Source organism: Streptomyces sp. DSM 15324, from assembly GCF_001514285.1.
Classification (GTDB): Bacteria; Actinomycetota; Actinomycetes; order Streptomycetales; family Streptomycetaceae; genus Streptomyces.
Genome location: NZ_KQ949025.1, coordinates 658478 through 681261 on the forward strand (window position 1 = coordinate 658478; position 22784 = coordinate 681261).

Here is a 22784-nt window from a genome sequence, read left to right on the forward strand (position 1 = left end):
CTGTGCAGAGGGTGAGATCGGCTGCGATCAGCCCTGGCGCTGCTTGTGGCGCGGGTTCTCGCAAATGATCATGACCCGACCGTGACGGCGGATCACCCTGCACTTGTCGCAGATCTTCTTGACGCTCGGCTTGACCTTCATGGGATGTGAGGTTCTCCGGGTCAGTTGCCGACAACCCCGCACGCCCGCCAGGGCGCCCGGGGACATGGGCAAGATCTACTTGTACCGGTAGACGATCCGGCCACGCGTCAGGTCGTACGGAGACAGCTCCACCACGACCCGGTCGTCAGGGAGGATACGGATGTAGTGCATCCGCATCTTGCCGCTGATGTGTGCCAGGACCTGGTGGCCGTTCTGGAGCTCGACCTTGAACATGGCGTTCGGCAGAGACTCGACGACAGTGCCCTCGATCTCGATGGCACCTTGCTTCTTGGCCACGCTTCGCCCTTCGAATCGACTACCTTGATCGACTCTGTGTGAGCGCATGCAGACATGCGGGTACACGAGAGCCGACGAGTCAGTCTACGTCAGGGCCCCGAGAAACACGAATCGAGAGAGTCTGCCCCACCCGGTAGATCCGTAAGCCCGAAACTCCCGCGCGTCACGGCCCCTCAGGCCAGCGGATCCGGCGCGGCCACGACCCCGTGCTCCGCCAGCTTCGCCTTGCCGCCGTCCGGGGCGGTCAGCACCAGCGGCCCCTCCTCCGTGAGGGCCACGCTGTGCTCCCAGTGGGACGACCACGTGCCGTCGGTCGTGATGACCGTCCAGTCGTCCTGCAGCACCTCGGTGCGCGCAGTGCCCAGGGACACCATCGGCTCGATGGCGAGGCAGAAGCCGGGCACCAGCTTGGGGCCCTTGCCGCGGCGCCGGTCGACGTAGTTCAGCAGGTGCGGGTCCATGTGCATCTCGGTGCCGATGCCGTGGCCGCCGTAGTCCTCGATGATGCCGTAGCGCCCGCCGCCGGGCTTGGGCTGACGGCGGATGTACGTCTCGATGGCACGGGAGACGTCGACGAGCCGGTTGCCGAGCTTCATGGCCGCGATGCCCGCCCACATCGACTCCTCCGTCACCCGGGAGAGTTCGATCAGCTCCGGGGCGTGACCGGAGCCCACGAACGCCGTGTACGCCGCGTCCCCGTGCCAGCCGTCCACGATCGCGCCGCAGTCGATGGAGATGATGTCGCCGTCCTTGAGGACCACCTCGTCGGACGGGATGCCGTGCACCACGACCTCGTTCGCCGAGGTGCAGATCGTCGCGGGGAAACCGCCGTAGCCGAGGAAGTTCGACTTCGCCCCGTGCTCGGCCAGCACCTTGCGCGCGACCTCGTCCAGGTCCTTGGTCGTGGCCCCCGGCACCGCCGCCTCCCGCGTCGCCGCGTGGATGGCGGCGACCACCAGGCCCGCCGCACGCATCTTCGCGATCTGCTCGGGGCTCTTGATCTGCACCATGGGGGCCTGCGCTCTCCATCACTCGGTCGGGGGATCGGGTACTGCGGGATCGGGCACTGCGGGATCGGGTACTGCCTACACAACAGTACGGCCGTGGGGTCCAGGGGACTCCACGGCCGTACGGGACGGACGACTACGCGTCGTCCCCCTCGCGCTTCAGCGCCGCCAGCGCGCGATCGGTGACCTGCTCCACGGGGCCCATGGAATCGATGGTCACGACCAGGCCCTGGGCCTTGTAGTAATCGATGATCGGCTCGGTCTGCGTGTGGTAGACCTCCAGCCGCGTCCGGACGGTCGCCTCGGAGTCGTCGTCCCGCTGGTACAGCTCGCCGCCGCAGACGTCACAGACGCCCTCCTGCTGCGGCTTCTTGTACGTCACGTGGAAGACGTGGGCGGAGTCGTTGCGGCAGATGCGCCGGCCGGCGATCCGCTTGACGACCTCCTCCTCGGGAGCCTCCAGATCGAGTACCGCGTCCAGCTTGATGCCCTCTGTGGTGAGGAGCTCGTCCAGTGCCTCGGCCTGCGAGACGTTGCGCGGGAAACCGTCCAGCAGGAAGCCGCGCTCGGCGTCCGGCTGCTCCATGCGGTCCTTGGCCATGGCGATGGTCACCGTGTCCGGCACCAGTTCGCCCTTGTCCATGTAGGACTTCGCGAGTTTCCCGAGGTCGGTCTGCCGGCTGATGTTGGCGCGGAACAGGTCGCCCGTGGAGATGTGCGGAACGCGCAGAGTCTCGGCCAGACGAGTGGCCTGCGTACCCTTCCCGGCACCCGGCGGCCCGACGAGGACGATTCGCATCAGCGGAGGAACCCTTCGTAATTGCGCTGCTGGAGCTGGCTCTCGATCTGCTTCACCGTCTCGAGGCCGACACCCACGATGATCAGGATGCTGGTCCCGCCGAAGGGGAAGTTCTGATTTGCCCCGAAACCAACCAACGCCATCGTCGGCACGAGAGCGATCAGACCCAAGTACAGCGAACCCGGCCAGGTGATCCGGTTGAGCACGTACGACAGGTACTCAGCGGTCGGTCGGCCAGCCCGGATGCCCGGGATGAAGCCACCATACTTCTTCATGTTGTCGGCGACTTCCTCGGGGTTGAAGGAGATGGCCACGTAGAAGAAGGCGAAGAAGACGATCAGCAGGAAGTACAGGCTGATGTAGATCGGGTGGTCACCCTTGGTCAGGTTGGTCTCGATCCAGGTCTTCCAGCTGGAGGTTCCGCTGGAGAACTGCGCGACCAGGGCCGGGATGTAGAGCAGCGACGAGGCGAAGATGACCGGGATCACACCGGCCTGGTTCACCTTGAGCGGGATGTACGTCGAGGTACCGCCGTAGGACCGGCGGCCGATCATGCGCTTGGCGTACTGCACGGGGATCCGGCGCTGGGCCTGCTCGACGAAGACGACCAGGGCGACCATCACCAGGCCGACCGCCACGACGGTGCCGAACTCGATCCAGCCGTCCGCCAGGGTGCCCGACTTCTTGATGGCCCACAGCGCGGACGGGAAGGTCGCGGCGATCGAGATAAACATCAGGATCGACATGCCGTTGCCGATGCCGCGGTCGGTGATCAGCTCACCGAGCCACATGACGACGCACGTACCGGCGGTCATGCAGATGACCATGACGACGGTGGTGAAGATCGCGCGGTCCGGGACGATCTGGCTGGCGACGGTGCAGCCGTTGAACAGGGCGCCGCTGCGGGCGGTGGCCACCAAGCCGGTGCCCTGCAGGATGGCCAGCGCCACGGTCAGGTAACGCGTGTACTGCGTGATCTTCGCCGTGCCTGCGGAGCCCTCCTTCTTGAGGGCTTCCAGGCGCGGGATGACCACGGTCAGCAGCTGGAGAATGATGCTCGCCGTGATGTACGGCATGATGCCGAGGGCGAAGATGGTGATCTGCAGCAGCGCGCCGCCGCTGAACATGTTCACCAGACCGAAGAGGCCCTGGTTGCCCGACGCCTCGTCGACGCAGCGCTGTACGGACGTGTAGTCGACGCCGGGGATCGGGACGTGCGTACCGACCCGGTAGACCACGATGATCCCGAGCGTGAAGAGCAGCTTCTTGCGCAGGTCGGGCGTCCTGAACGCCCGGGCGAACGCGGTGAGCACGGTGCCTCCTGCGACCCCCGCGCATCTGCGTCAAGGGTGACGGTCTTGAGGGTCCAATAAGAACAACGACATGAGTAACGGCCGACTGCCGCTCAAGGTGCCCCCTTGGGGAAACCTTGTGAAAAGTGGGCAGTGCTGGTCACCTTACCCGCGACACAGCTTCCCTAGGAACGACCGACCGGGGATACCCCATTTGTGGGGTATCCCCGGTCGGGATCGCTCAAGTCATCGAGACGCCTGATGGGGTCAGACGAGCTCGGTGACGGTACCGCCGGCGGCGGTGATCTTCTCCTTGGCGGAGCCGGAGACGGCGTCGACCGTCACCTGCAGCGCCACGGAGATCTCGCCCTGGCCGAGCACCTTGACGAGGCTGTTCTTGCGAACGGCACCCTTGGCGACGAGACCCTCGACGGTGACCTCGCCACCCTCGGGGTACAGCGCGGCCAGCTTGTCGAGGTTCACGACCTGGAACTCGGTCTTGAACGGGTTCTTGAAGCCCTTCAGCTTCGGGAGACGCATGTGGAGCGGCATCTGGCCACCCTCGAAGCGCTCCGGAACCTGGTAACGGGCCTTCGTGCCCTTGGTACCACGACCGGCCGTCTTACCCTTCGACGCCTCACCACGACCGACACGGGTCTTGGCGGTCTTGGCGCCCGGGGCGGGACGGAGGTTGTGGATCTTGAGCGGGTTGTTCTCCGCCATGATCAGTCGACCTCCTCGACCGTCACGAGGTGGCGGACGGTGTGCACCATGCCGCGGAACTCGGGACGATCCTCCTTGACGACCACGTCGTTCAGGCGCTTCAGCCCGAGCGAGCGCAGGGTCTCACGGTGGTTCTGCTTGCTGCCGATGTACGACTTCGTCTGCGTGATCTTGAGGCGAGCCATTACGCACCCGCTCCCGCACGCGCACGAAGCAGAGCCGCGGGGGCGACGTCCTCGAGCGGCAGACCGCGGCGGGCCGCGATCTCCTCGGGACGCTGCAGGCCCTTCAGGGCCTCCACGGTCGCGTGCACGATGTTGATCGCGTTGTCGGAGCCGAGCGACTTCGACAGCACGTCGTGGATACCGGCGCACTCGAGCACGGCACGCACCGGACCACCGGCGATCACACCGGTACCCGGGGACGCGGGCTTGAGCAGCACGACGCCGGCAGCCTTCTCACCCTGGATGGGGTGGGGGATGGTGCCCTGGATACGGGGGACCTTGAAGAAGTGCTTCTTGGCCTCCTCAACACCCTTGGCGATGGCGGCCGGCACCTCCTTGGCCTTGCCGTAACCGACACCCACGGTGCCGTCACCGTCGCCCACCACGACCAGCGCGGTGAAGCTGAAGCGACGACCACCCTTCACAACCTTGGCGACGCGGTTGATCGCGACGACGCGCTCGACGTACGCGGTCTTCTCGGCGGCAGCAGCGCCGCCGTCACGGCCCTTCCGGTCCCGCCGCTCGCCGCCACCGGCACCGCCACCGCGGCGCTGGGGTCCAGCCATTGGAATTACCTCTCTCTTTTTCCGCTAGCTACGGCAGGCTCAGAACTTGAGCCCGGCTTCGCGGGCGGCGTCCGCCAGGGCGGCGATGCGCCCGGCGTACTGGTTGCCACCACGGTCGAATACGACAGCCTCGACACCGGCGGCCTTGGCACGCTCGGCGACCAGGGCGCCGACCTGCTTGGCCTGCGCGGACTTGTCGCCCTCGCCGCCGCGGACCGACGTGTCCAGGGTGGACGCCGACGCCAGGGTGTGACCCTTGATGTCGTCGATCACCTGGGCCACGATGTGGCGGTTCGAGCGGGTAACGACCAGACGGGGACGCTCCGCCGTACCGGAGATCCGCTTGCGGATCCGGATGTGACGGCGCTTGATCGCGGCGCGCTTGTAGGCGTCGCCCTTCAGGATCTTCTGCCCGTATGCCATGGCTTACTTACCCGCCTTTCCGACCTTGCGGCGGATGACTTCGCCCTCGTACTTGACGCCCTTGGCCTTGTACGGGTCGGGCTTGCGCAGCTTGCGGATGTTGGCCGCGACCTCGCCGACCTTCTGCTTGTCGATGCCCTCGACCGAGAAACGGGTCGGGGCCTCGACCTTGAAGGTGATGCCCTCGGGGGCCGCGACCAGGATCGGGTGGCTGTAACCGAGCGCGAACTCGAGGTCCGAGCCCTTGGCGGTCACGCGGTAACCGACACCGCTGATCTCGAGCTTCTTCACGTAACCCTGGGTCACGCCGGTGATCATGTTCGCCACCAGCGTGCGGGACAGGCCGTGCAGGGCCTTGCTCTGACGCTCGTCGTTGGGGCGGGTCACCTGGAGAGTGCCGTCCTCGCCCTTGGCGATGTCGATCGGTGCCACGACGGTGTGGGTCAGCGTGCCCTTGGGGCCCTTGACCGACACGGTCCGGCCGTCGATGGTGACGTCCACGCCGGCGGGAACCGCGATGGGGAGCTTGCCGATGCGCGACATAGCTGTTTCCTCCGTTCCCTTCTGCTACCAGACGTAGGCGAGGACTTCCCCACCCACGCCCTTCTTGCCGGCCTGCTTGTCGGTGAGGAGCCCGTGCGACGTGGAGATGATCGCCACGCCGAGGCCGCCCAGCACCTTCGGCAGGGAGGTGGACTTCGCGTACACCCGGAGACCGGGCTTGGAGATCCGCTTGATGCCCGCGATGGAGCGCTCACGGTTCGGGCCGAACTTCAGCTCGAGGGTGAGGTTCTTGCCGACCTCGGCGTCCTCGACGCGCCAGCCGGTGATGAAGCCCTCCTGCTGGAGGATCTCCGCGATGTGAGACTTGATCTTGGACGCCGGCATCGTCACGGAGTCGTGGTACGCCGAGTTCGCGTTCCGCAGACGCGTCAGCATGTCTGCGATCGGATCAGTCATGGTCATGAATTGGCCTGTGGCCTCTCTCGCCGGGGTTTCCTGGTGCGCCATCCCTCTCCCCGATCCGAGACGGGACGGGTGCGGCGCGGTGGACCTACGGCGTAGTAAGTCGTACGGGCGACCGTCAGGCGCCCAACCCTCCAAGCCTAAGCCATGAAGAGGTGGGCGCCTGACACGCCCATTGCTTACCGAGAGCCTCTGGAACCCCTAAATTGGGGGTTTACCAGGAGCTCTTGGTCACGCCCGGCAGCTCGCCACGGTGAGCCATCTCACGAAGGCACACGCGGCAGAGGCCGAACTTGCGGTACACGGAGTGCGGACGGCCGCAGCGCTGGCAGCGGGTGTACGCGCGCACACCGAACTTGGGCTTGCGAGCAGCCTTAGCGATCAGAGCCTTCTTCGCCATCTCGCTCACGCCTCCTTGAACGGGAAGCCGAGGTGACGAAGGAGCGCGCGGCCCTCAGCGTCGTTGGTCGCCGTGGTGACCACGGTGATGTCCATACCCCGGACACGGTCGATCTTGTCCTGGTCGATCTCGTGGAACATGACCTGCTCCGTGAGACCGAAGGTGTAGTTGCCACGGCCGTCGAACTGCTTGGGGGACAGACCACGGAAGTCGCGGATGCGCGGCAGCGCGAGCGACAGGGTGCGGTCCAGGAACTCCCACATGCGGTCGCCACGGAGCGTGACGTGGGCACCGATCGGCTGACCCTCACGCAGCTTGAACTGCGCGATGGACTTGCGGGCCTTGGTGACGGCCGGCTTCTGACCGGTGATCTGGGTCAGGTCGCGGATCGCGCCCTCGATCAGCTTCGAGTCACGGGCGGCGTCGCCGACACCCATGTTGACCACGATCTTGACGAGGCCGGGGATCTGCATGACGTTCTCGTACGAGAACTCCTCACGCAGCTTGCCCGCGATCTCCTCGCGGTACTTCGTCTTGAGACGCGGAGTGGTGGTGGTAGCCATCAGATGTCCTCACCCGTCCGCTTGGCAACGCGGATCTTGTTGCCCTCGTCGTCGAAGCGGTAACCGACACGCGTGACGACCTTGTTGCCGTCCTTCTCCACGACCAGCTGGACGTTGGAGACGTGGATCGGGGCCTCGGTCGTGACGATGCCACCGGCCTGCGAGCCCTTGGCGGTCGGGCCGGCCTTGGTGTGCTTCTTGACCCGGTTGACACCCTCGACCAGGACGCGGTCCTCGCGGGGGAAGGCCGCGATGACCTTGCCCTGCTTGCCCTTGTCCTTACCGGTGATGACCTGGACCAGGTCGCCCTTCTTGATCTTCATGCTTACAGCACCTCCGGCGCGAGCGAGATGATCTTCATGAACTTCTTCTCGCGCAGCTCACGGCCGACCGGGCCGAAGATGCGGGTGCCGCGAGGGTCGCCGTCGTTCTTCAGAATGACGGCGGCGTTCTCGTCGAAGCGGATGTACGAGCCGTCCGGACGGCGGCGCTCCTTGACGGTGCGAACGATGACCGCCTTGACGACGTCACCCTTCTTCACGTTGCCACCGGGGATCGCGTCCTTGACGGTGGCGACGATGACGTCACCGATGCCCGCGTAGCGGCGACCGGAGCCACCGAGCACACGGATGCAAAGGATCTCCTTCGCACCAGTGTTGTCGGCGACACGCAGTCGCGACTCCTGCTGGATCACGTCTATCTCCTGTTTGTCTGCCGGTTCCCCGGGAGCCGCTCAGTCGAGCGGCTCCCGGAGCCTGGCGGAACTGTCCTGCGAGGGATGCCCCGCAGGAGACTTACTTGGCCTTCTCGAGGATCTCGACGACGCGCCAGCGCTTCGTCGCGGACAGCGGCCGGGTCTCCATCAGGAGGACACGGTCGCCGACACCCGCGGCGTTCTGCTCGTCGTGCGCCTTGAGCTTGTTCGTACGGCGGATGACCTTGCCGTACAGCGCGTGCTTGACGCGGTCCTCGACGGCGACGACGACGGTCTTGTCCATCTTGTCGCTGACGACGAGACCCTCACGGGTCTTGCGGAAGCCGCGCGCCTCTGCGTTCTCAGTCACGTTGTTCTCGCTCATCAGGCGTTCTCCACCGTTTCGATGCCCAGCTCACGCTCGCGCATCAGGGTGTAGATCCGCGCGATGTCCTTGCGGACCGCCTTCAGACGGCCGTGGTTCTCGAGCTGGCCCGTCGCCGCCTGGAAGCGGAGGTTGAACAGCTCTTCCTTGGCCTCGCGGAGCTTACCCAGAAGCTCCTCGTTGCCCAGCTCGCGCAGCTCGGACGCCTTGGTGCCGACCGACATCACGCTTCACCTGCCTCGCGCTTGACGATCCGGCACTTCATCGGCAGCTTGTGGGCTGCACGGGTGAGGGCCTCACGGGCGATCTTCTCGTTCGGGTAGGACAGTTCGAACATGACCCGGCCCGGGTGCACGTTCGCGATCCACCACTCCGGCGAACCCTTACCGGAACCCATGCGGGTCTCGGCAGGCTTCTTGGTGAGGGGGCGGTCCGGGTAGATGTTGATCCAGACCTTGCCGCCACGCTTGATGTGGCGGGTCATCGCGATACGGGCCGCCTCGATCTGGCGGTTGGTCACGTACGCCGGCGTGAGGGCCTGAATGCCGTACTCGCCGAACGCGACCGTCGTACCGCCCTTGGCCTCACCACGACGCTTCGGGTGGTGCTGCTTGCGGTGCTTGACCCTACGGGGGATCAGCATGTCGGTCAGGCCTCCGTTCCGGTGCTCTCAGCCGGAGCGGCGGCGGGAGCCTCGGCCTTGGGGGCCTCGGCAGCAGCCTGCTGCGGCTTACGACCGCGACCGCCACGCTCGCCACCGCGGCCACCACGGCCGGCGGGACGGTCGGCGCCGCCACGAGCCGGGCGGTTGCCGGCGCGGGCAGCGGCGTTCTCGGCGCGGACCTCGGCGATGTTCTTGACGTCGCCCTTGTAGATCCAGACCTTCACACCGATGCGGCCGAAGGTCGTCTTGGCCTCGAAGAAGCCGTAGTCCACGTTCGCGCGGAGCGTGTGCAGGGGCACACGGCCCTCGCGGTAGAACTCCGAGCGGGACATCTCGGCGCCGCCGAGACGGCCACCGCACTGGATCTTGATGCCCTTGGCGCCGGCCTTCATGGCGGACTGCATGCTCTTGCGCATGGCCCGACGGAAGGAGACGCGGGAGGAGAGCTGCTCGGCGACGGCCTGGGCCACCAGCTGAGCGTCCGTCTCCGGGTTCTTGACCTCGAGGATGTTGAGCTGGACCTGCTTCTTGGTCAGCTTCTCCAGGTCGCCGCGGATACGGTCGGCCTCGGCGCCGCGGCGGCCGATGACGATGCCGGGACGCGCGGTGTGGATGTCCACGCGGACACGGTCACGGGTGCGCTCGATCTCCACCTTCGAGATGCCGGCGCGCTCCATGCCGGACGTCATCATCCGACGGATGGCGACGTCTTCCTTGACGTAGTCCTTGTACGACTTGTCGGCGTACCAACGGGACTTGAAGTCCGTGGTGATGCCGAGCCGGAACCCATGCGGGTTAACCTTCTGGCCCATTACCGGGTCCCTTCCTTGCTGCTGACGACCACGGTGATGTGGCTGGTCCGCTTGCGGATCCGGTAGGCGCGGCCCTGGGCGCGCGGCCGGAACCGCTTCAGGGTCGGGCCCTCGTCGACGTATGCCTCGCTGATGACCAGCGAGGAGGCGTCCGTGTGGTCGTAGTTGTGCGCGGCGTTGGCGATGGCGCTGTCGAGCACCTTGCCGACGGGCACGGAGGCTGCCTGCGGAGCGAATCGCAGAACAGCCTGGGCCTCCGTGGCGTCCATGCCACGGATGAGGTCCACCACACGGCGGGCCTTCATGGGCGTGACGCGGATGTACCGCGCCTGGGCCCTGGCTTCCATGGTTGTCCCTTCAGAGTTACTTACGTGTCTGAATGCGATCCGCTACTAGCGGCGCTTCGACTTCCGGTCTTCCTTGACGTGACCCCGGAAGGTGCGCGTCGGCGAGAACTCGCCGAGCTTGTGACCGACCATCGACTCGGTGACGAACACCGGGATGTGGGTCTTGCCGTTGTGCACCGCGAGCGTGTGGCCGAGCATGGCCGGCACGATCATGGAGCGACGGGACCAGGTCTTGATGACGTTCTTGGTGCCTGCTTCGTTCTGGGCGTCCACCTTCTTGATCAGGTGGTCGTCGACGAAGGGCCCCTTCTTGAGACTGCGCGGCATCTAAACCCGCTCCTAGCGCTTCTTGTTCGTCTTGCGGCGGCGGACGATGTACTTGTTCGAAGCCTTCTTCGGCGAACGAGTACGACCCTCCTTCTGACCCCACGGGGAGACCGGGTGGCGACCACCGGAGGTCTTGCCCTCACCACCACCGTGCGGGTGGTCGACCGGGTTCATCGCGACACCACGGACGGTCGGGCGAACGCCCAGCCAGCGCTTGCGGCCGGCCTTGCCCCAGTTGATGTTGCTCTGCTCGGCGTTGCCGACCTCGCCGACCGTGGCGCGGCAGCGCTGGTCGACCAGGCGGATCTCACCGGAAGGCATGCGGAGGTGGGCCATCGAGCCCTCCTTCGCGAGCAGCTGCACGGAGGCACCGGCGGAGCGGGCGAACTTGGCGCCGCCACCGGGACGGAGCTCGATCGCGTGGATCGTGGTACCGACCGGGATGTTGCGGAGCGCCAGGTTGTTGCCCGGCTTGATGTCGGCCCCGGGACCGTTCTCGACGCGGTCACCCTGCTGCAGGTTGCGCGGGGCGAGGATGTAGCGCTTCTCGCCGTCGGCGTAGTGCAGCAGCGCGATGCGCGCGGTGCGGTTGGGGTCGTACTCGATGTGCGCGACCTTCGCCGGCACGCCGTCCTTGTCGTGACGACGGAAGTCGATCACTCGGTAGGCGCGCTTGTGTCCGCCACCCTGGTGGCGAACGGTCACACGACCGGCGTTGTTACGGCCGCCCTTGCTGTGCAGGGGGCGGACCAGCGACTTCTCCGGCGTGGACCGCGTGACCTCGACGAAGTCGGCGACGCTGGACCCACGACGGCCCGGCGTAGTCGGCTTGTACTTGCGGATTCCCATTTTTCAGTCCTCGTCCGATATCGGACGATCCGACCCGCTTACGCGGTCGGACCGCCGAAGATGTCGATACGGTCGCCCTCGGCAAGGGTCACGATCGCTCGCTTGGTGGCGGCGCGCTGACCGAAGCCGGTCTTGGTGCGCTTGCGCTTACCGATGCGGTTGATCGTGTTGACCCCGGTGACCTTGACCGAGAAGACCGCCTGGACGGCCTGCTTGATCTGGGTCTTGTTGGCGTTCGGGTCGACGATGAACGTGTACTTGTTCTCGTCGAGGAGCGCGTAGCTCTTCTCCGACACGACCGGCTTCAGCAGCACGTCACGGGGGTCCGTGTACGCCTTGCTGGGCGCGGTGACGACGGTGTTCTTGCCCTCGGTGGCGTGGCGCTTCGCCTTGGCGACGCGCGCGGCCTTGGCGGCCTTGGCGGCCTTCGAGGCGATGGAGGGGTGACGGACGGCCATCAGACCTCAGTCCCTTCGGTGTCGTTGGCCTTCGGGCCGGCGACGAAGGACTCGAGAGCGGCCTGGGTGAAGACCACGTCGTCCGAGACGATCACGTCGTACGTGTTCAGCTGGCCCGGCTCCAGGATGTGCACCTGGGGCAGGTTGCGGGCGGACAGCCACGCGGCCTCGTCGCTGCGCTCGGCGACGAGCAGCAGGTTCTTGCGCTCGCTGATCTTGCCGAACAGCGTCTTCGCGGCCTTGGTGGAGATGTCGCCGTCGACCACGCCGGTGACGACGTGGATGCGGTTGTGGCGGGCCCGGTCGGTGAGGGCGTGACGCAGGGCGGCAGCCTTCATCTTCTTGGGGGTCCGCTGCGAGTAGTCGCGCGGCACGGGGCCGTGCACGACGCCACCGCCGGCGAACTGGGGCGCGCGGGTCGAGCCCTGACGGGCGCGGCCGGTGCCCTTCTGGCGGTAAGGCTTCTTGCCACCACCACGGACTTCGCCACGGGTCTTGGTCTTGTGCGTGCCCTGGCGGGCAGCCGCGTTCTGCGCGACGACGACCTGGTGGATCAGCGGGATGCTGACCTTCTCCACGCCGAAGATCTCCGCGGGGAGCTCGACGCTACCGGTCTTCTCGCCGGCAGGCGAAAGGATGTCAACAGTGCTCATCGGTTACCTCAGGCCCCCTTGGCCGCGGTGCGGACCAGGACGAGGCCGCCGTTCGGACCGGGGACAGCGCCCTTGATGAGCAGCAGACCCTTCTCCGCGTCAACGGCGTGGACGGTCAGGTTCTGGGTGGTGACACGCTCGTTGCCCATGCGACCCGCCATGCGGAGGCCCTTGAACACGCGGCCCGGGGTGGCGCAGCCACCGATGGAACCGGGCGAGCGGTGCTTGCGCTGGGTGCCGTGACCGGCGCCGAGGCCCTTGAAGTTGTGACGCTTCATGACACCGGCGAAGCCCTTGCCCTTGCTCTTGCCGGTCACGTCGACCTTGATGCCGGCCTCGAACACCTCAGCGGTGATCTCCTGGCCGAGGGTGTACTCGCTGGCGTCAGCGGTACGGATCTCGACGAGGTGGCGGCGGGGAGTGACGTCGGCCTTGGCGAAGTGGCCCTTGAGGGGCTTGTTCACCTTGCGCGGGTCGATCTCGCCGAAGGCGATCTGGACGGACTCGTAGCCGTCCGCGTCGTTCGTACGGACCTGGGTCACGACGTTCGGGCCGGCCTTGACGACGGTGACCGGAACAACACGGTTGTTCTCGTCCCACACCTGCGTCATGCCGAGCTTCTCGCCCAGGATGCCCTTGATCTGCTTAGCCATTCTCAGATCACCGACCCTCAGAGCTTGATCTCGATGTCGACACCGGCCGGGAGGTCGAGTCGCATCAGAGAGTCAACGGTCTTGGGCGTCGGGTCGAGGATGTCGATCAGGCGCTTGTGCGTGCGCATCTCGAAGTGCTCGCGCGAGTCCTTGTACTTGTGCGGCGACTTGATGACGCAGTACACGTTCTTCTCAGTGGGCAGCGGCACCGGGCCCGCGACCGACGCACCAGTGCGGGTCACCGTCTCGACGATCTTCTTCGCCGAGGAGTCGATGACCTCGTGGTCGTAGGCCTTGAGCCGGATGCGGATCTTCTGTCCCGCCATGGCTACTCAGTAGTCCTTTGTCTTCTTACGCTCTGGAGCCCGACGGCTTCCTTTTCCTCCGACCCACGCGGTCGGGCGTGTCGCGCTCCCGCTGACAAAGATGTCCCTTGTTCGAACATCCCTACGGGAATGCACACGGCCCTTCCGGTACCGCAGGCCGGGGGCGGAAGGCCCACCGGGCGCCTGGCCGTCGCCGCACCGCGCTTCCCGAAAGATTCCCGTACGTCCGCCCCAGCGCTGCCGTGAGGCAGTTAGGGCGACGAGTACTGTGGGACTCGCTTCCGGTCCTCCCGGCGGGAGGCGCACAGCATCAACACTCGACCGAGCAACCCCGCTAGTCTGCCATACGGGGCAGGGCCTCCGCCAATCGAGCCGGAGAGAATACCCCGGACGTGACGCAGGTCAAACCAAGCGGGCCGCCCGCCCCGGCGATGTCCTTACACTCCCCTTACATTCCGACCAGGGGGGCTGGATCATGACATCGGCATCGCCACCGCACGGATCACCGCACAGATCACCGAGCCGGGCCCGCGGACGGGCCGCACGCGCCGCCGTCGTAGCCGGTGCGGCGACCCTGCTGCTCGCCCTCGTGCCCGTGCCGGCCCAGGCGCACCGGGACGGCTGCCACCGCTGGCACTCCTGCCCGTCGGACACGGGTTCGTACGTCTGCGGCGATCTCGGCTACGACACCTACTGCGGCGGGACGGGCGACAGCGGTACGTCGTCGTCCGCGGCGGCGGACCTCACCGCGCCGCGCCGCCCGAAGGTGGTCCGGCCGCACGCGGGCCGGGGCGGCAGGGTCGGCCTGACGGTCACGGCGGAGCGGGGGTCCCGCATCGAGGTCGCCGAGACGGACGAGTACGGCGAACCCGGCGACATCGTCGCGAAGGCCACCGCGACCGGCGGCGCCCAGACCATCGACTTCACCGCCGCGAGCGGCTCGCACACCTACACCGTCACGGCCACCGACGCCGCCGACAACACCAGCGATCCGGTCGAGGCGTTCACGCTCGATGTCGACGCGGAGGCCCCGGCCGTCAGCGGCTTCACCGTGGGTGCGGCCGACGCGGCGACCGCGAGCTCCGCGGTGGCCTTCACCTCGGAGGACGGAGCCGCGTACAGGCTGACCGTCGTCGGCCGCGAGGAGGCGTTCGCCGGCACTGTCGGGGACGGCACGGACGTCCTGCTCACGCTCCCGGACGGCGACTACACGGTCCGGCTGGCGGTGACGGACGAGGCGGGCAACGTCGGCCGTGCGGAGCGGAAGCTCCATGTGGAGCTGGCGGAGCTGGTCCCCCGGGTCGGCGCCGAGCACCGGCGCGGCTCGGGCGACGTCCGGTACACGATCACCGCTCCCCCACACGCCGAGGGCACCCTCACCGCCGACGACGGGGTGGCGCACGCCTTCACCGCGGACGACAGGGGTGCGGCCACGGTGGACCTGCGACTGGCGGACGGACACCACGCGGCCCCCGTCGTCACCGTCACCGACGCCTACGGGCGCACCGGCCGCGCCACGGGCGAGGACCTGACCGTCGACACGGTCGCCCCCGCGCTGAAGGTCGTCTCCGACCGCGAGAGCGCGTCCCACGGGGAGCTGGCCCTGGCGGTCACCACCGAGGCCGGCGCCGAGGTGCGGGTGGCCTACGGCTCGGCCGCCGCCCGCAGGGCCTTCACCTCCACCGGGAAGCCGGGCTCCGTGACCCGGGCCCTGGAGCCGGGCAGCTACTCGGTCACGGTCGTCGCCGAGGACGCGTACGGCAACACGACCTCCCGACGGCTCACCGTCGCCGTGGACGACCGCTGGACGGCCGGTGACTGGCTCGCGCTGCTGCTGAAGGCCGTCCTCCTGCTCCTGCTCCTCGCGGCCGCCGCCTACGTCCACCGCCGCGGCCGTCCGGCCCGTGCGGCGCGCCGGGCCGCGCGGGCGGCCGCGGCCTATGAGGGCCTGCTGCGCGACTGGGAGCAGGAGCGGGAGCGGCTCGTCGAACTCGCCGAGTTCGCTGCGGAATTGGGGGAAGAGGAGGAGTCCTCCGGGCGCTGGCTCGCCGAGTGGGGCAGGCGCCGGCGGGACGAGTCGGTGTGGTGGGTGACCGACGCGGATCTGGTGCAGCCCGACGGCACCGGCCAGGCGGGTGCCGCTCGTGACTCCGGAACGCTGGTGATCACCGCGCAGCGCGTGCTGTTCTGCGGCAGGAACCGGCGCGAGTGGCTCTTCTCGAAGCTGGAGCAGGTCCAACACCTGGGTGAGGACACCACGTTGATGCGGGTGGGCAACCGCTCCAACCTCTCGGGGGTCCGCTACCGCCGCGACCCGGTGCGCACGCGGCTCGCGATCGAGGCCGCCCTCGCGGACGCCCCCAGCGGGCCGGCTCCCGAGCTGGGGACGGGGCGGGGTGCGCTACTGCGGCGGGTGCGGGCGGCGGTCGCCGCGCACGACGCCCGCCGGCCGGCTGGCCCGGGGCCTCGCCCGGAACGGACGCCGGCCCCCGTGTGAGCGGCGCCGAGCCCGTCAGCGCACGTCGACGGCGTCGGCCGCGCCGGCCGCGGTGCCGGTCGTGGTGTTGCCGTTGTACACCCAGCGGAAGGAGCCGTCGACGGAGGCGGTGACCGTCGTCCTGAGGGCTCCGGTGCTGCCGGAGGTGACCTTCTTGACCGTCTTGAAGGTGTCGGTGCCCGCCGCGCGGAACTGGAGACTCACGGTCCGGCCGCCGTAGCCGTCGTACTTCTTGGTGCTCCAGTTCGCCCGGGTCAGCTTGCCGGCGACGGTGATCGCCCTGCCCTTGGTCACCGGCTCCGGCGCGGCGTCGGCGGCGGTGAGCTTGGCCGACCTCCTGAGCGCGACGGTCAGGGACCTCGTCTCGCGCTCCGCGGTCTTGAGGCCGCCGCCGGCCTTGAACAGGCGGAGCGAGACCGCGACCTTCCATGTGGTGGCGTCGGCGTTGGAGTCGACGTGGTCCTTGGTCGGATCCGGGTCGATGTAGAGGTCGCCCTCGCAGTGGGCCCTCTTCGCGCTCTGCTCGTAGCAGGTGTAGCCGCCCGGCCCGATGTAGTTGTCCCCGGTGTCGGCCGCCGTCCTCAGGTCGCCCCGGTAGAGGAACGGAAACGCGTCGTAGCGGAAGGGGTCCGCCGTGCTGTACCCGGACGGCAGGGTGATGTCGAAGCTCAGCGGCGGCTCCACCACCTTCGACGTGCCGACCACGATCGGCTTGCCGTCGTTGACGACGATGTTCGACACGGTGATGCCCGTGTCCGCCGCGTGAGCCTCCGGCGCGCCCAGCACCGAGAGTCCCAGCACGCCCGCGAGCAGGGTCACCGCGGCGGTTCTGCCTGTTCTCATTCACACCTTCCGAGGGGGGAGAGACGAAGATCGGCAGACTAGCGCCCGCGTCTCACGCCTGCTCACGCGCCCTCCTGAACGCCACGTCCGGGCCCCTCTTCACCGCCCCGCCACCGGCCGCTCCACCCCCGCACACTGCGCACTCGACCGAAAGGCGGCGACCGGGCATGCGAAAGGGCCCGTACGACCGGAGTCGTACGGGCCCCTTCAGAGGCTCAGCTCAGGCTGTGCCACCGATCAGGCGCAAGATCACTTGTTGATCTTGGTGACCTGGCCGGCGCCGACCGTCCGGCCACCCTCACGGATGGCGAACTTCAGGCCCTCTTCCATGGCGACGGGCTGGATGAGCTCCACCTTCATCTCGGTGTTGTCACCCGGCATGACCATCTCGGTGCCCTCGGGGAGGGTCACGACGCCGGTCACGTCCGTCGTACGGAAGTAGAACTGCGGACGGTAGTTGTTGAAGAACGGGGTGTGGCGGCCACCCTCGTCCTTCGACAGGATGTAGGCCTGGGCCTCGAACTCGGTGTGCGGGGTGACCGAACCGGGCTTGATGATGACCTGGCCGCGCTCGACGTCCTCGCGCTTGATGCCGCGGAGCAGCAGACCGACGTTCTCACCGGCCTGGCCCTCGTCGAGCAGCTTGCGGAACATCTCGATACCGGTGACCGTGGTGGTGGTCTTCTCGGTCTTGATGCCGATGATGTCGACGGTCTCGTTGACCTTCAGGACACCACGCTCGATACGGCCGGTGACGACCGTACCGCGACCGGTGATCGTGAAGACGTCCTCGATCGGCATGAGGAACGCCTTGTCGACGTCACGCTCGGGCTGCGGGATGGACTCGTCGACGGCCTTCATCAGGTCGAGGACGGAGTTCGTCCACTCGGAGTCGCCCTCCAGCGCCTTCAGCGCGGAGACGCGGACGACCGGCAGGTCGTCGCCCGGGAACTCGTACTCGGAGAGGAGCTCACGGACCTCGAGCTCGACGAGCTCCAGGATCTCCTCGTCGTCCACCATGTCGGCCTTGTTCAGGGCGACGACGATGTACGGAACGCCGACCTGGCGGGCCAGGAGCACGTGCTCCTTGGTCTGCGGCATCGGGCCGTCGGTGGCGGCGACCACGAGGATCGCGCCGTCCATCTGCGCGGCACCGGTGATCATGTTCTTGATGTAGTCCGCGTGACCCGGGCAGTCGACGTGGGCGTAGTGACGGGTCTCCGTCTGGTACTCGACGTGCGCGATGGAGATCGTGATACCACGCTGACGCTCTTCGGGCGCCTTGTCGATGTTGTCGAACGCGGTGGCCTCGTTCAGGTCCGGGTACGCGTCGTGCAGCACCTTGGTAATGGCGGCCGTGAGGGTCGTCTTACCGTGGTCGATGTGACCGATGGTGCCGATGTTGACGTGCGGCTTAGTCCGCTCGAACTTCGCCTTCGCCACTGGGGTCCTCCTGTGGAGTGTGCTGTACGCCTTGGTTCATCGGCGCCAGGTGATCTTTGCTGTTAAGTCCCGGGCCCCGGGTCATTCCGCCACGAATGCGGAGGAACGACCCGCGAGGCTCCGGGGTCAAGCCTAAAGCGTGTGCGCGCGGTGCGTTAAACGCGGTGCGTTACTCGCCCTTGGCCTTCGCGATGATCTCCTCGGCGACGTTCCGCGGAACCTCGGCGTAGGAGTCGAACTGCATCGAGTAGCTTGCGCGACCCGACGTCTTGCTGCGGAGGTCGCCGACGTAGCCGAACATCTCCGACAGGGGCACGAGGCCCTTCACGACGCGGGCACCCGCACGCTCCTCCATGGCCTGGATCTGACCACGGCGGGAGTTGATGTCGCCGATGACCTCACCCATGTAGTCCTCGGGCGTGGTGACCTCGACGGCCATCATCGGCTCGAGCAGCACGGGGCTGGCCTTGCGCGCGGCCTCCTTGAAGGCCTGCGAACCGGCGATCTTGAAGGCGAGCTCGGAGGAGTCGACCTCGTGGTAGCCACCGTCGATGAGCGTGACGCGGACGCCCGTCATCTCGTAGCCCGCGAGGATGCCGAACTGCATGGCCTCCTGCGCACCGGCGTCCACCGAAGGGATGTACTCCTTCGGGATACGGCCACCGGTGACCTTGTTCACGAACTCGTACGACGCGTCGCCGCCCTCGATGGGCTCGATCGCGATCTGCACCTTGGCGAACTGGCCGGTACCACCGGTCTGCTTCTTGTGCGTGTAGTCGACCCGGTCGACCGCCTTGCGGATGGTCTCGCGGTAGGCGACCTGCGGCTTGCCGACGTTGGCCTCGACCTTGAACTCACGGCGCATACGGTCGACCAGCACCTCGAGGTGCAGCTCGCCCATGCCACCGATGATGGTCTGGCCGGTCTCCTCGTCCGAGTGGACCTGGAAGGACGGGTCCTCCTCGGCCAGGCGCTGGATCGCGATGCCCAGCTTCTCCTGGTCGCCCTTGGACTTGGGCTCGATGGCGACCTGGATGACCGGCGCCGGGAAGTCCATGGACTCCAGGATCACCGGGGCCTTGTCGTCGCACAGCGTCTCACCGGTGGTGGTCTGCTTCAGGCCCATGACGGCGACGATGTCGCCGGCGCCGACCGCGGCGATCTCCTCACGCTTGTTGGCGTGCATGCGGTAGATCTTGCCGATGCGCTCCTTCTTGCCCTTGACGGAGTTCAGCACGGCGGTGCCGGACTCCAGGCGGCCCGAGTAGACCCGGACGAAGGTGAGCTTGCCGAGGTGCGGGTCGCTCATGATCTTGAACGCGAGGGCGGCCAGCGGCTCGTCGTCGGACGGCTTGCGCTTGACGACCTCTTCCGCGTCGTTCACGGCGTGGCCCTCGATGGCCTCGACGTCGAGCGGGGAGGGCAGGTAGCGCACGACCGCGTCGAGCAGGGGCTGAACACCCTTGTTCTTGAACGCGGTACCGCAGAACACCGGGGTGACCGTGGTGTCCTTGGACTTGCCGGACGCGATGGTGATACGACGGATCGCGGCGTACAGCTGCTCCACGGAAGGCTCCTCGCCCTCCAGGTACAGCTCCATGATCTCTTCGTCGTTCTCGGCGACGGCCTCGACGAGCTTGCCGCGGTACTCCTCGGCAGCCTCGACGTGGGTGTCCGGGATGTCGACGATGTCGTACATCTCGCCCTTGGTGGCCTCGGCGGACCACACGAACGCCTTCATCGTGACCAGGTCGACGACGCCCTTGAAGTCGGCCTCGGCACCGATCGGAAGCTGCATGACGAGCGGCTGCGCACCGAGGCGGTCGCTGATCATGTCGACGCAGCGGTGGAACTCCGCACCGGTGCGGTCGAGCTTGTTGACGAAGCAGATGCGCGGGACGCCGTAGCGGTCGGCCTGACGCCACACGGTCTCGGACTGCGGCTCGACGCCGGCGACGCCGTCGAACACCGTCACGGCACCGTCGAGCACGCGCAGCGAACGCTCCACCTCGACGGTGAAGTCGACGTGGCCCGGCGTGTCGATGATGTTGATCGTGTGGTCGACGTCCTCGAGCGGCCAGTGACAGGTGGTGGCAGCAGAGGTGATCGTGATGCCACGCTCCTGCTCCTGCTCCATCCAGTCCATGGTGGCAGCGCCGTCGTGGACCTCACCGATCTTGTACGAAACGCCGGTGTAGAACAGGATCCGCTCGGTGGTGGTCGTCTTGCCCGCGTCGATGTGGGCCATGATCCCGATGTTGCGGACCTTGGCCAGGTCAAGTGAAGTGGTAGCCATAAGGCTTCAGTCTTCTCTCGGTCTCGATGTGGGTAGCGACTACCAGCGGTAGTGCGCGAAGGCCTTGTTGGACTCGGCCATCTTGTGGGTGTCCTCGCGCTTCTTCACAGCGGCGCCGAGGCCGTTGGACGCGTCGAGAAGCTCGTTGAGCAGGCGCTCGGTCATGGTCTTCTCGCGACGGGCGCGGGAGTAGCCGACGAGCCAGCGCAGCGCCAGGGTGCTCGCGCGGCCGGGCTTGACCTCGACCGGGACCTGGTAGGTCGCGCCACCGACACGGCGGGACTTGACCTCGATGGTCGGCTTGATGTTCTCGAGAGCGCGCTTCAGCGTGATGACCGGGTCGTTGCCGGTCTTCTCGCGCAGGCCCTCCATGGCGCCGTAGACGATGCGCTCGGCGGTGGAGCGCTTGCCGTTCAGCAGCACCTTGTTGATGAGCGACGTGACAAGAGGAGAACCGTAGACCGGGTCGATGATGACCGGGCGCTTCGGGGCGGGGCCCTTACGAGGCATTTCTTACTTCTCCTTCTTGGCGCCGTAGCGGCTGCGGGCCTGCTTGCGGTTCTTGACACCCTGGGTGTCGAGGGAACCGCGGATGATCTTGTAGCGAACACCCGGCAGGTCCTTCACACGGCCACCGCGCACGAGCACGATGGAGTGCTCCTGCAGGTTGTGTCCCTCACCCGGAATGTAAGCGGTGACCTCGATCCCGCTGGTCAGACGCACACGCGCGACCTTACGCAGGGCCGAGTTCGGCTTCTTCGGGGTGGTCGTGAACACACGCGTGCAGACGCCGCGGCGCTGAGGGGAACCCTCGAGTGCGGGCGTCTTGTTCTTCTCGACCTTGTCCTGCCGGCCCTTACGGACCAGCTGCTGGATCGTAGGCACTACTTCTCCGGTTTCTGTGTGCCGATGAGTACAGCTAACCTGGAACTTCTCCGACCCACGCGGTCGGGTGTGTCGAATCCCGCGGACTTCCGCCGCCAGGCAGCGGGAAGCTCGGATTACGGTGGCCGCTCTCGGCCCCGGCGCGGTGTGATGGCACGCACGAGGGCCAGGGCACACCCCAGGCACAAGGTCTGAGCGTACCCAGCGCAATCACTCCGGTCAAAACAGAAGCCGTACGCCCGACACGCGGCGGTTACGTTCGCGAACCCGATCGCTGGTGTGGTACCGGGGTTTCCCCGCCCTTCGCCTGCGTGTCCACCGCGGTGTCCCGCGCCGTGTCGCTGCCGACGAAATACGTGGGGCGGTTCTGCACGGCCGTATAGATGCGGCCCACGTACTCGCCGAGCAGGCCCACGCAGATCAGCTGGACCGCGCCGATGAACAGGACGCCGATGAACAGGGAGGTCCAGCCGGGGACCGTGTGGTCCAGGAAGTGGGCGCCCAGGGTGTACGCCATCAGCCCCACGCACACCAGGAACGCGAAGCCGCCGAGCCAGGTGGCGATGCGCAGCGGGGCCGCGGAGAACCCCGTGACGCTGTCCACGGCGAGCCGGATCATCCGGCCCAGCGGGTACTTGCTCTCCCCGGCCGGGCGCGGAGCGCGCTCGTACGTCACCTGCCCGCTGGGGAAGCCGAGCCAGGGCACCAGGAGCCGGTAGACGCGCTGCTGGTCGGGGAGCGCCTTGAGGGCGTCCACGGCGGGCCGGCCGAGCAGCCGGAAGTCACCGGCCTGGGAGGGCACCCCCGGCCCCGCCAGCCGCCGCACAAGCCGGTAGTACACCCCCGCGGTCCACCGCTTGAAGCCGGTGTCGCTGGCCCGGTCGGCGCGGATGCCGTACACGATGTCGAGCCCCTCGCCCCGGGCCAGGGCGAGCATCTCGGGGATCTTCTCCGGCGGGTCCTGGAGGTCGGCGTCGATACTGACGACATAGGCGCCGAGGGCGCGGTCCAGTCCGGCGGTGAGGGCGGCCTGGTGGCCGGAGTTGCGGCGCAGGCCGATGATCCGCAGCTCGGGCCAGCCGAGGCGGAAGGCGGCGAGCAGCTGGGCGGTGCGGTCGGTGGAGCCGTCGTCGACCGCGACGACCTCATAGGCCTCCCCGAGACCGGCGAGGACCGGACGCAACCGACTGACCAGCGCCGGAAGGACCTCTTCCTCGTTGTACATGGGTATGACGACCGACAGCACGGTCG

General features: G+C 67.3%; 33 protein-coding genes. 1 reads left to right on the top strand and 32 read right to left on the bottom strand.

The window, feature by feature from the left end; translation table 11 throughout:
• Positions 1-27: 27 nt before the first annotated feature.
• The 26 genes from rpmJ to rpsJ all read right to left on the bottom strand — a co-directional run bounded on the left by rpmJ (position 28) and on the right by rpsJ (position 13569).
• Positions 28-141: a 50S ribosomal protein L36 gene (rpmJ, locus tag AQJ58_RS13275; RefSeq protein ID WP_004984509.1), complete on the bottom strand. Its 114-nt coding sequence runs from the start codon at positions 139-141 to the stop codon at positions 28-30.
• A 75-nt stretch (positions 142-216) separates the two neighbouring features.
• Positions 217-438: a translation initiation factor IF-1 gene (gene infA / locus AQJ58_RS13280; protein ID WP_003948620.1), complete on the bottom strand. Its 222-nt coding sequence runs from the start codon at positions 436-438 to the stop codon at positions 217-219.
• Between the two features lie 173 nt (positions 439-611).
• Positions 612-1448: a type I methionyl aminopeptidase gene (gene map, locus AQJ58_RS13285; RefSeq protein WP_067249189.1), complete on the bottom strand. Its 837-nt coding sequence runs from the start codon at positions 1446-1448 to the stop codon at positions 612-614.
• A gap of 133 nt (positions 1449-1581) precedes the next feature.
• On the bottom strand, positions 1582-2244 hold the full coding sequence (locus tag AQJ58_RS13290) for an adenylate kinase (protein ID WP_067249192.1): 663 nt from the start codon (positions 2242-2244) through the stop codon (positions 1582-1584).
• Complete coding sequence (gene secY / locus AQJ58_RS13295) at positions 2244-3557, bottom strand: preprotein translocase subunit SecY (protein WP_067249194.1); 1314 nt, start codon at positions 3555-3557, stop codon at positions 2244-2246. Before secY ends, AQJ58_RS13290 begins: the two co-directional genes overlap by 1 nt.
• A gap of 246 nt (positions 3558-3803) precedes the next feature.
• Positions 3804-4259, bottom strand: a complete 456-nt coding sequence (gene rplO, locus AQJ58_RS13300) for a 50S ribosomal protein L15 (protein ID WP_003974249.1) — start codon at positions 4257-4259, stop codon at positions 3804-3806.
• 2 nt (positions 4260-4261) lie between these two features.
• Positions 4262-4444 (bottom strand): 50S ribosomal protein L30, encoded by a 183-nt coding sequence (gene rpmD / locus AQJ58_RS13305; protein WP_055632353.1) that lies wholly within the window; start codon positions 4442-4444, stop codon positions 4262-4264.
• Positions 4444-5049 (bottom strand): 30S ribosomal protein S5, encoded by a 606-nt coding sequence (rpsE, locus tag AQJ58_RS13310; RefSeq protein ID WP_009190144.1) that lies wholly within the window; start codon positions 5047-5049, stop codon positions 4444-4446. The genes rpmD and rpsE overlap by 1 nt, the downstream gene beginning before the upstream one ends.
• A 39-nt stretch (positions 5050-5088) precedes the next feature.
• Positions 5089-5472 (bottom strand): 50S ribosomal protein L18, encoded by a 384-nt coding sequence (rplR, locus tag AQJ58_RS13315; RefSeq protein WP_055632352.1) that lies wholly within the window; start codon positions 5470-5472, stop codon positions 5089-5091.
• A 3-nt stretch (positions 5473-5475) separates the two neighbouring features.
• Positions 5476-6015: a 50S ribosomal protein L6 gene (gene rplF, locus AQJ58_RS13320; protein WP_067249196.1), complete on the bottom strand. Its 540-nt coding sequence runs from the start codon at positions 6013-6015 to the stop codon at positions 5476-5478.
• Between the two features lie 24 nt (positions 6016-6039).
• On the bottom strand, positions 6040-6438 hold the full coding sequence (rpsH, locus tag AQJ58_RS13325) for a 30S ribosomal protein S8 (protein WP_055632350.1): 399 nt from the start codon (positions 6436-6438) through the stop codon (positions 6040-6042).
• Between the two features lie 214 nt (positions 6439-6652).
• On the bottom strand, positions 6653-6838 hold the full coding sequence (locus AQJ58_RS13330) for a type Z 30S ribosomal protein S14 (RefSeq protein WP_003956452.1): 186 nt from the start codon (positions 6836-6838) through the stop codon (positions 6653-6655).
• A 5-nt stretch (positions 6839-6843) separates the two neighbouring features.
• Positions 6844-7401 (bottom strand): 50S ribosomal protein L5, encoded by a 558-nt coding sequence (gene rplE / locus AQJ58_RS13335; protein ID WP_067249204.1) that lies wholly within the window; start codon positions 7399-7401, stop codon positions 6844-6846.
• Positions 7401-7724, bottom strand: coding sequence for a 50S ribosomal protein L24 (gene rplX / locus AQJ58_RS13340; RefSeq protein ID WP_030039760.1), 324 nt, complete (start codon positions 7722-7724; stop codon positions 7401-7403). The genes rplE and rplX overlap by 1 nt, the downstream gene beginning before the upstream one ends.
• Positions 7725-7726: 2 nt before the next feature.
• Positions 7727-8095, bottom strand: coding sequence for a 50S ribosomal protein L14 (gene rplN, locus AQJ58_RS13345; RefSeq protein ID WP_003998823.1), 369 nt, complete (start codon positions 8093-8095; stop codon positions 7727-7729).
• 100 nt (positions 8096-8195) lie between these two features.
• Positions 8196-8480 (bottom strand): 30S ribosomal protein S17, encoded by a 285-nt coding sequence (rpsQ, locus tag AQJ58_RS13350; protein ID WP_067249205.1) that lies wholly within the window; start codon positions 8478-8480, stop codon positions 8196-8198.
• Positions 8480-8704, bottom strand: a complete 225-nt coding sequence (gene rpmC / locus AQJ58_RS13355) for a 50S ribosomal protein L29 (protein WP_055632347.1) — start codon at positions 8702-8704, stop codon at positions 8480-8482. Before rpmC ends, rpsQ begins: the two co-directional genes overlap by 1 nt.
• Complete coding sequence (gene rplP, locus AQJ58_RS13360; protein WP_030788270.1) at positions 8704-9123, bottom strand: 50S ribosomal protein L16; 420 nt, start codon at positions 9121-9123, stop codon at positions 8704-8706. Before rplP ends, rpmC begins: the two co-directional genes overlap by 1 nt.
• A gap of 5 nt (positions 9124-9128) precedes the next feature.
• Positions 9129-9956 carry a 30S ribosomal protein S3 gene (gene rpsC, locus AQJ58_RS13365; RefSeq protein ID WP_067249207.1) on the bottom strand — a complete coding sequence of 276 codons (828 nt, stop codon included), beginning with the start codon at positions 9954-9956 and terminating at the stop codon, positions 9129-9131.
• Positions 9956-10303: a 50S ribosomal protein L22 gene (gene rplV / locus AQJ58_RS13370; RefSeq protein WP_004571827.1), complete on the bottom strand. Its 348-nt coding sequence runs from the start codon at positions 10301-10303 to the stop codon at positions 9956-9958. Before rplV ends, rpsC begins: the two co-directional genes overlap by 1 nt.
• Before the next feature lie 45 nt (positions 10304-10348).
• A complete protein-coding gene (gene rpsS / locus AQJ58_RS13375; RefSeq protein ID WP_023547380.1) occupies positions 10349-10630 on the bottom strand; it encodes a 30S ribosomal protein S19 in 282 nt (93 codons plus the stop codon).
• A gap of 12 nt (positions 10631-10642) precedes the next feature.
• Positions 10643-11479: a 50S ribosomal protein L2 gene (gene rplB, locus AQJ58_RS13380; protein ID WP_007494772.1), complete on the bottom strand. Its 837-nt coding sequence runs from the start codon at positions 11477-11479 to the stop codon at positions 10643-10645.
• A 38-nt stretch (positions 11480-11517) separates the two neighbouring features.
• The gene (rplW, locus tag AQJ58_RS13385) at positions 11518-11937 is read right to left on the bottom strand and encodes a 50S ribosomal protein L23 (RefSeq protein WP_067249212.1); all 420 of its coding nucleotides are present in this window, start codon (positions 11935-11937) and stop codon (positions 11518-11520) included.
• Positions 11937-12590 carry a 50S ribosomal protein L4 gene (rplD, locus tag AQJ58_RS13390; RefSeq protein ID WP_067249214.1) on the bottom strand — a complete coding sequence of 218 codons (654 nt, stop codon included), beginning with the start codon at positions 12588-12590 and terminating at the stop codon, positions 11937-11939. The genes rplW and rplD overlap by 1 nt, the downstream gene beginning before the upstream one ends.
• 8 nt (positions 12591-12598) lie before the next feature.
• Positions 12599-13243, bottom strand: coding sequence for a 50S ribosomal protein L3 (rplC, locus tag AQJ58_RS13395; RefSeq protein WP_007384065.1), 645 nt, complete (start codon positions 13241-13243; stop codon positions 12599-12601).
• A 17-nt stretch (positions 13244-13260) separates the two neighbouring features.
• Positions 13261-13569, bottom strand: coding sequence for a 30S ribosomal protein S10 (rpsJ, locus tag AQJ58_RS13400; RefSeq protein WP_003948644.1), 309 nt, complete (start codon positions 13567-13569; stop codon positions 13261-13263).
• Between the two features lie 475 nt (positions 13570-14044).
• Between rpsJ and AQJ58_RS13405 the strand changes: the two genes are divergently transcribed.
• Positions 14045-16066 carry an Ig domain-containing protein gene (locus AQJ58_RS13405; RefSeq protein ID WP_159056242.1) on the top strand — a complete coding sequence of 674 codons (2022 nt, stop codon included), beginning with the start codon at positions 14045-14047 and terminating at the stop codon, positions 16064-16066.
• Between the two features lie 15 nt (positions 16067-16081).
• Here AQJ58_RS13405 and AQJ58_RS13410 read toward each other — a convergent pair whose 3' ends face one another.
• The 6 genes from AQJ58_RS13410 to AQJ58_RS13435 all read right to left on the bottom strand — a co-directional run bounded on the left by AQJ58_RS13410 (position 16082) and on the right by AQJ58_RS13435 (position 22758).
• Positions 16082-16909, bottom strand: a complete 828-nt coding sequence (locus AQJ58_RS13410) for a hypothetical protein (RefSeq protein ID WP_067249219.1) — start codon at positions 16907-16909, stop codon at positions 16082-16084.
• A gap of 249 nt (positions 16910-17158) precedes the next feature.
• Entirely contained in the window at positions 17159-18352 is a 1194-nt protein-coding gene (gene tuf / locus AQJ58_RS13415) for an elongation factor Tu (protein WP_055632341.1), read from the bottom strand.
• A gap of 169 nt (positions 18353-18521) precedes the next feature.
• On the bottom strand, positions 18522-20648 hold the full coding sequence (fusA, locus tag AQJ58_RS13420) for an elongation factor G (protein WP_067249221.1): 2127 nt from the start codon (positions 20646-20648) through the stop codon (positions 18522-18524).
• 39 nt (positions 20649-20687) lie between these two features.
• The gene (gene rpsG / locus AQJ58_RS13425) at positions 20688-21158 is read right to left on the bottom strand and encodes a 30S ribosomal protein S7 (protein ID WP_030788318.1); all 471 of its coding nucleotides are present in this window, start codon (positions 21156-21158) and stop codon (positions 20688-20690) included.
• Positions 21159-21161: 3 nt separating this feature from the next.
• Positions 21162-21533, bottom strand: coding sequence for a 30S ribosomal protein S12 (rpsL, locus tag AQJ58_RS13430; RefSeq protein WP_003948652.1), 372 nt, complete (start codon positions 21531-21533; stop codon positions 21162-21164).
• 253 nt (positions 21534-21786) lie between these two features.
• On the bottom strand, positions 21787-22758 hold the full coding sequence (locus AQJ58_RS13435) for a glycosyltransferase family 2 protein (protein WP_067249752.1): 972 nt from the start codon (positions 22756-22758) through the stop codon (positions 21787-21789).
• Positions 22759-22784: the final 26 nt, after the last annotated feature.

Bases quoted from the DNA above. Each gene is read 5' to 3' on its own strand.
- rpmJ (WP_004984509.1), bottom strand. From the start codon at position 141: ATGAAGGTCAAGCCGAGCGTCAAGAAGATCTGCGACAAGTGCAGGGTG.
- map (WP_067249189.1), bottom strand. From the start codon at position 1,448: ATGGTGCAGATCAAGAGCCCCGAGCAGATCGCGAAGATGCGTGCGGCG.
- AQJ58_RS13290 (WP_067249192.1), bottom strand. From the start codon at position 2,244: ATGCGAATCGTCCTCGTCGGGCCGCCGGGTGCCGGGAAGGGTACGCAG.
- rplO (WP_003974249.1), bottom strand. From the start codon at position 4,259: ATGGCGGAGAACAACCCGCTCAAGATCCACAACCTCCGTCCCGCCCCG.
- rpmD (WP_055632353.1), bottom strand. From the start codon at position 4,444: ATGGCTCGCCTCAAGATCACGCAGACGAAGTCGTACATCGGCAGCAAG.
- rpsE (WP_009190144.1), bottom strand. From the start codon at position 5,049: ATGGCTGGACCCCAGCGCCGCGGTGGCGGTGCCGGTGGCGGCGAGCGG.
- rplR (WP_055632352.1), bottom strand. From the start codon at position 5,472: ATGGCATACGGGCAGAAGATCCTGAAGGGCGACGCCTACAAGCGCGCC.
- rplF (WP_067249196.1), bottom strand. From the start codon at position 6,015: ATGTCGCGCATCGGCAAGCTCCCCATCGCGGTTCCCGCCGGCGTGGAC.
- rpsH (WP_055632350.1), bottom strand. From the start codon at position 6,438: ATGACCATGACTGATCCGATCGCAGACATGCTGACGCGTCTGCGGAAC.
- AQJ58_RS13330 (WP_003956452.1), bottom strand. From the start codon at position 6,838: ATGGCGAAGAAGGCTCTGATCGCTAAGGCTGCTCGCAAGCCCAAGTTC.
- rplE (WP_067249204.1), bottom strand. From the start codon at position 7,401: ATGGCTACCACCACCACTCCGCGTCTCAAGACGAAGTACCGCGAGGAG.
- rplX (WP_030039760.1), bottom strand. From the start codon at position 7,724: ATGAAGATCAAGAAGGGCGACCTGGTCCAGGTCATCACCGGTAAGGAC.
- rpsQ (WP_067249205.1), bottom strand. From the start codon at position 8,480: ATGAGCGAGAACAACGTGACTGAGAACGCAGAGGCGCGCGGCTTCCGC.
- rpmC (WP_055632347.1), bottom strand. From the start codon at position 8,704: ATGTCGGTCGGCACCAAGGCGTCCGAGCTGCGCGAGCTGGGCAACGAG.
- rplP (WP_030788270.1), bottom strand. From the start codon at position 9,123: ATGCTGATCCCCCGTAGGGTCAAGCACCGCAAGCAGCACCACCCGAAG.
- rpsC (WP_067249207.1), bottom strand. From the start codon at position 9,956: ATGGGCCAGAAGGTTAACCCGCATGGGTTCCGGCTCGGCATCACCACG.
- rplV (WP_004571827.1), bottom strand. From the start codon at position 10,303: ATGGAAGCCAGGGCCCAGGCGCGGTACATCCGCGTCACGCCCATGAAG.
- rpsS (WP_023547380.1), bottom strand. From the start codon at position 10,630: ATGCCGCGCAGTCTCAAGAAGGGGCCCTTCGTCGACGACCACCTGATC.
- rplB (WP_007494772.1), bottom strand. From the start codon at position 11,479: ATGGGAATCCGCAAGTACAAGCCGACTACGCCGGGCCGTCGTGGGTCC.
- rplW (WP_067249212.1), bottom strand. From the start codon at position 11,937: ATGGCCGTCCGTCACCCCTCCATCGCCTCGAAGGCCGCCAAGGCCGCC.
- rplD (WP_067249214.1), bottom strand. From the start codon at position 12,590: ATGAGCACTGTTGACATCCTTTCGCCTGCCGGCGAGAAGACCGGTAGC.
- rplC (WP_007384065.1), bottom strand. From the start codon at position 13,243: ATGGCTAAGCAGATCAAGGGCATCCTGGGCGAGAAGCTCGGCATGACG.
- rpsJ (WP_003948644.1), bottom strand. From the start codon at position 13,569: ATGGCGGGACAGAAGATCCGCATCCGGCTCAAGGCCTACGACCACGAG.
- AQJ58_RS13405 (WP_159056242.1), top strand. From the start codon at position 14,045: ATGACATCGGCATCGCCACCGCACGGATCACCGCACAGATCACCGAGC.
- AQJ58_RS13410 (WP_067249219.1), bottom strand. From the start codon at position 16,909: ATGAGAACAGGCAGAACCGCCGCGGTGACCCTGCTCGCGGGCGTGCTG.
- fusA (WP_067249221.1), bottom strand. From the start codon at position 20,648: ATGGCTACCACTTCACTTGACCTGGCCAAGGTCCGCAACATCGGGATC.
- rpsG (WP_030788318.1), bottom strand. From the start codon at position 21,158: ATGCCTCGTAAGGGCCCCGCCCCGAAGCGCCCGGTCATCATCGACCCG.
- AQJ58_RS13435 (WP_067249752.1), bottom strand. From the start codon at position 22,758: ATGTACAACGAGGAAGAGGTCCTTCCGGCGCTGGTCAGTCGGTTGCGT.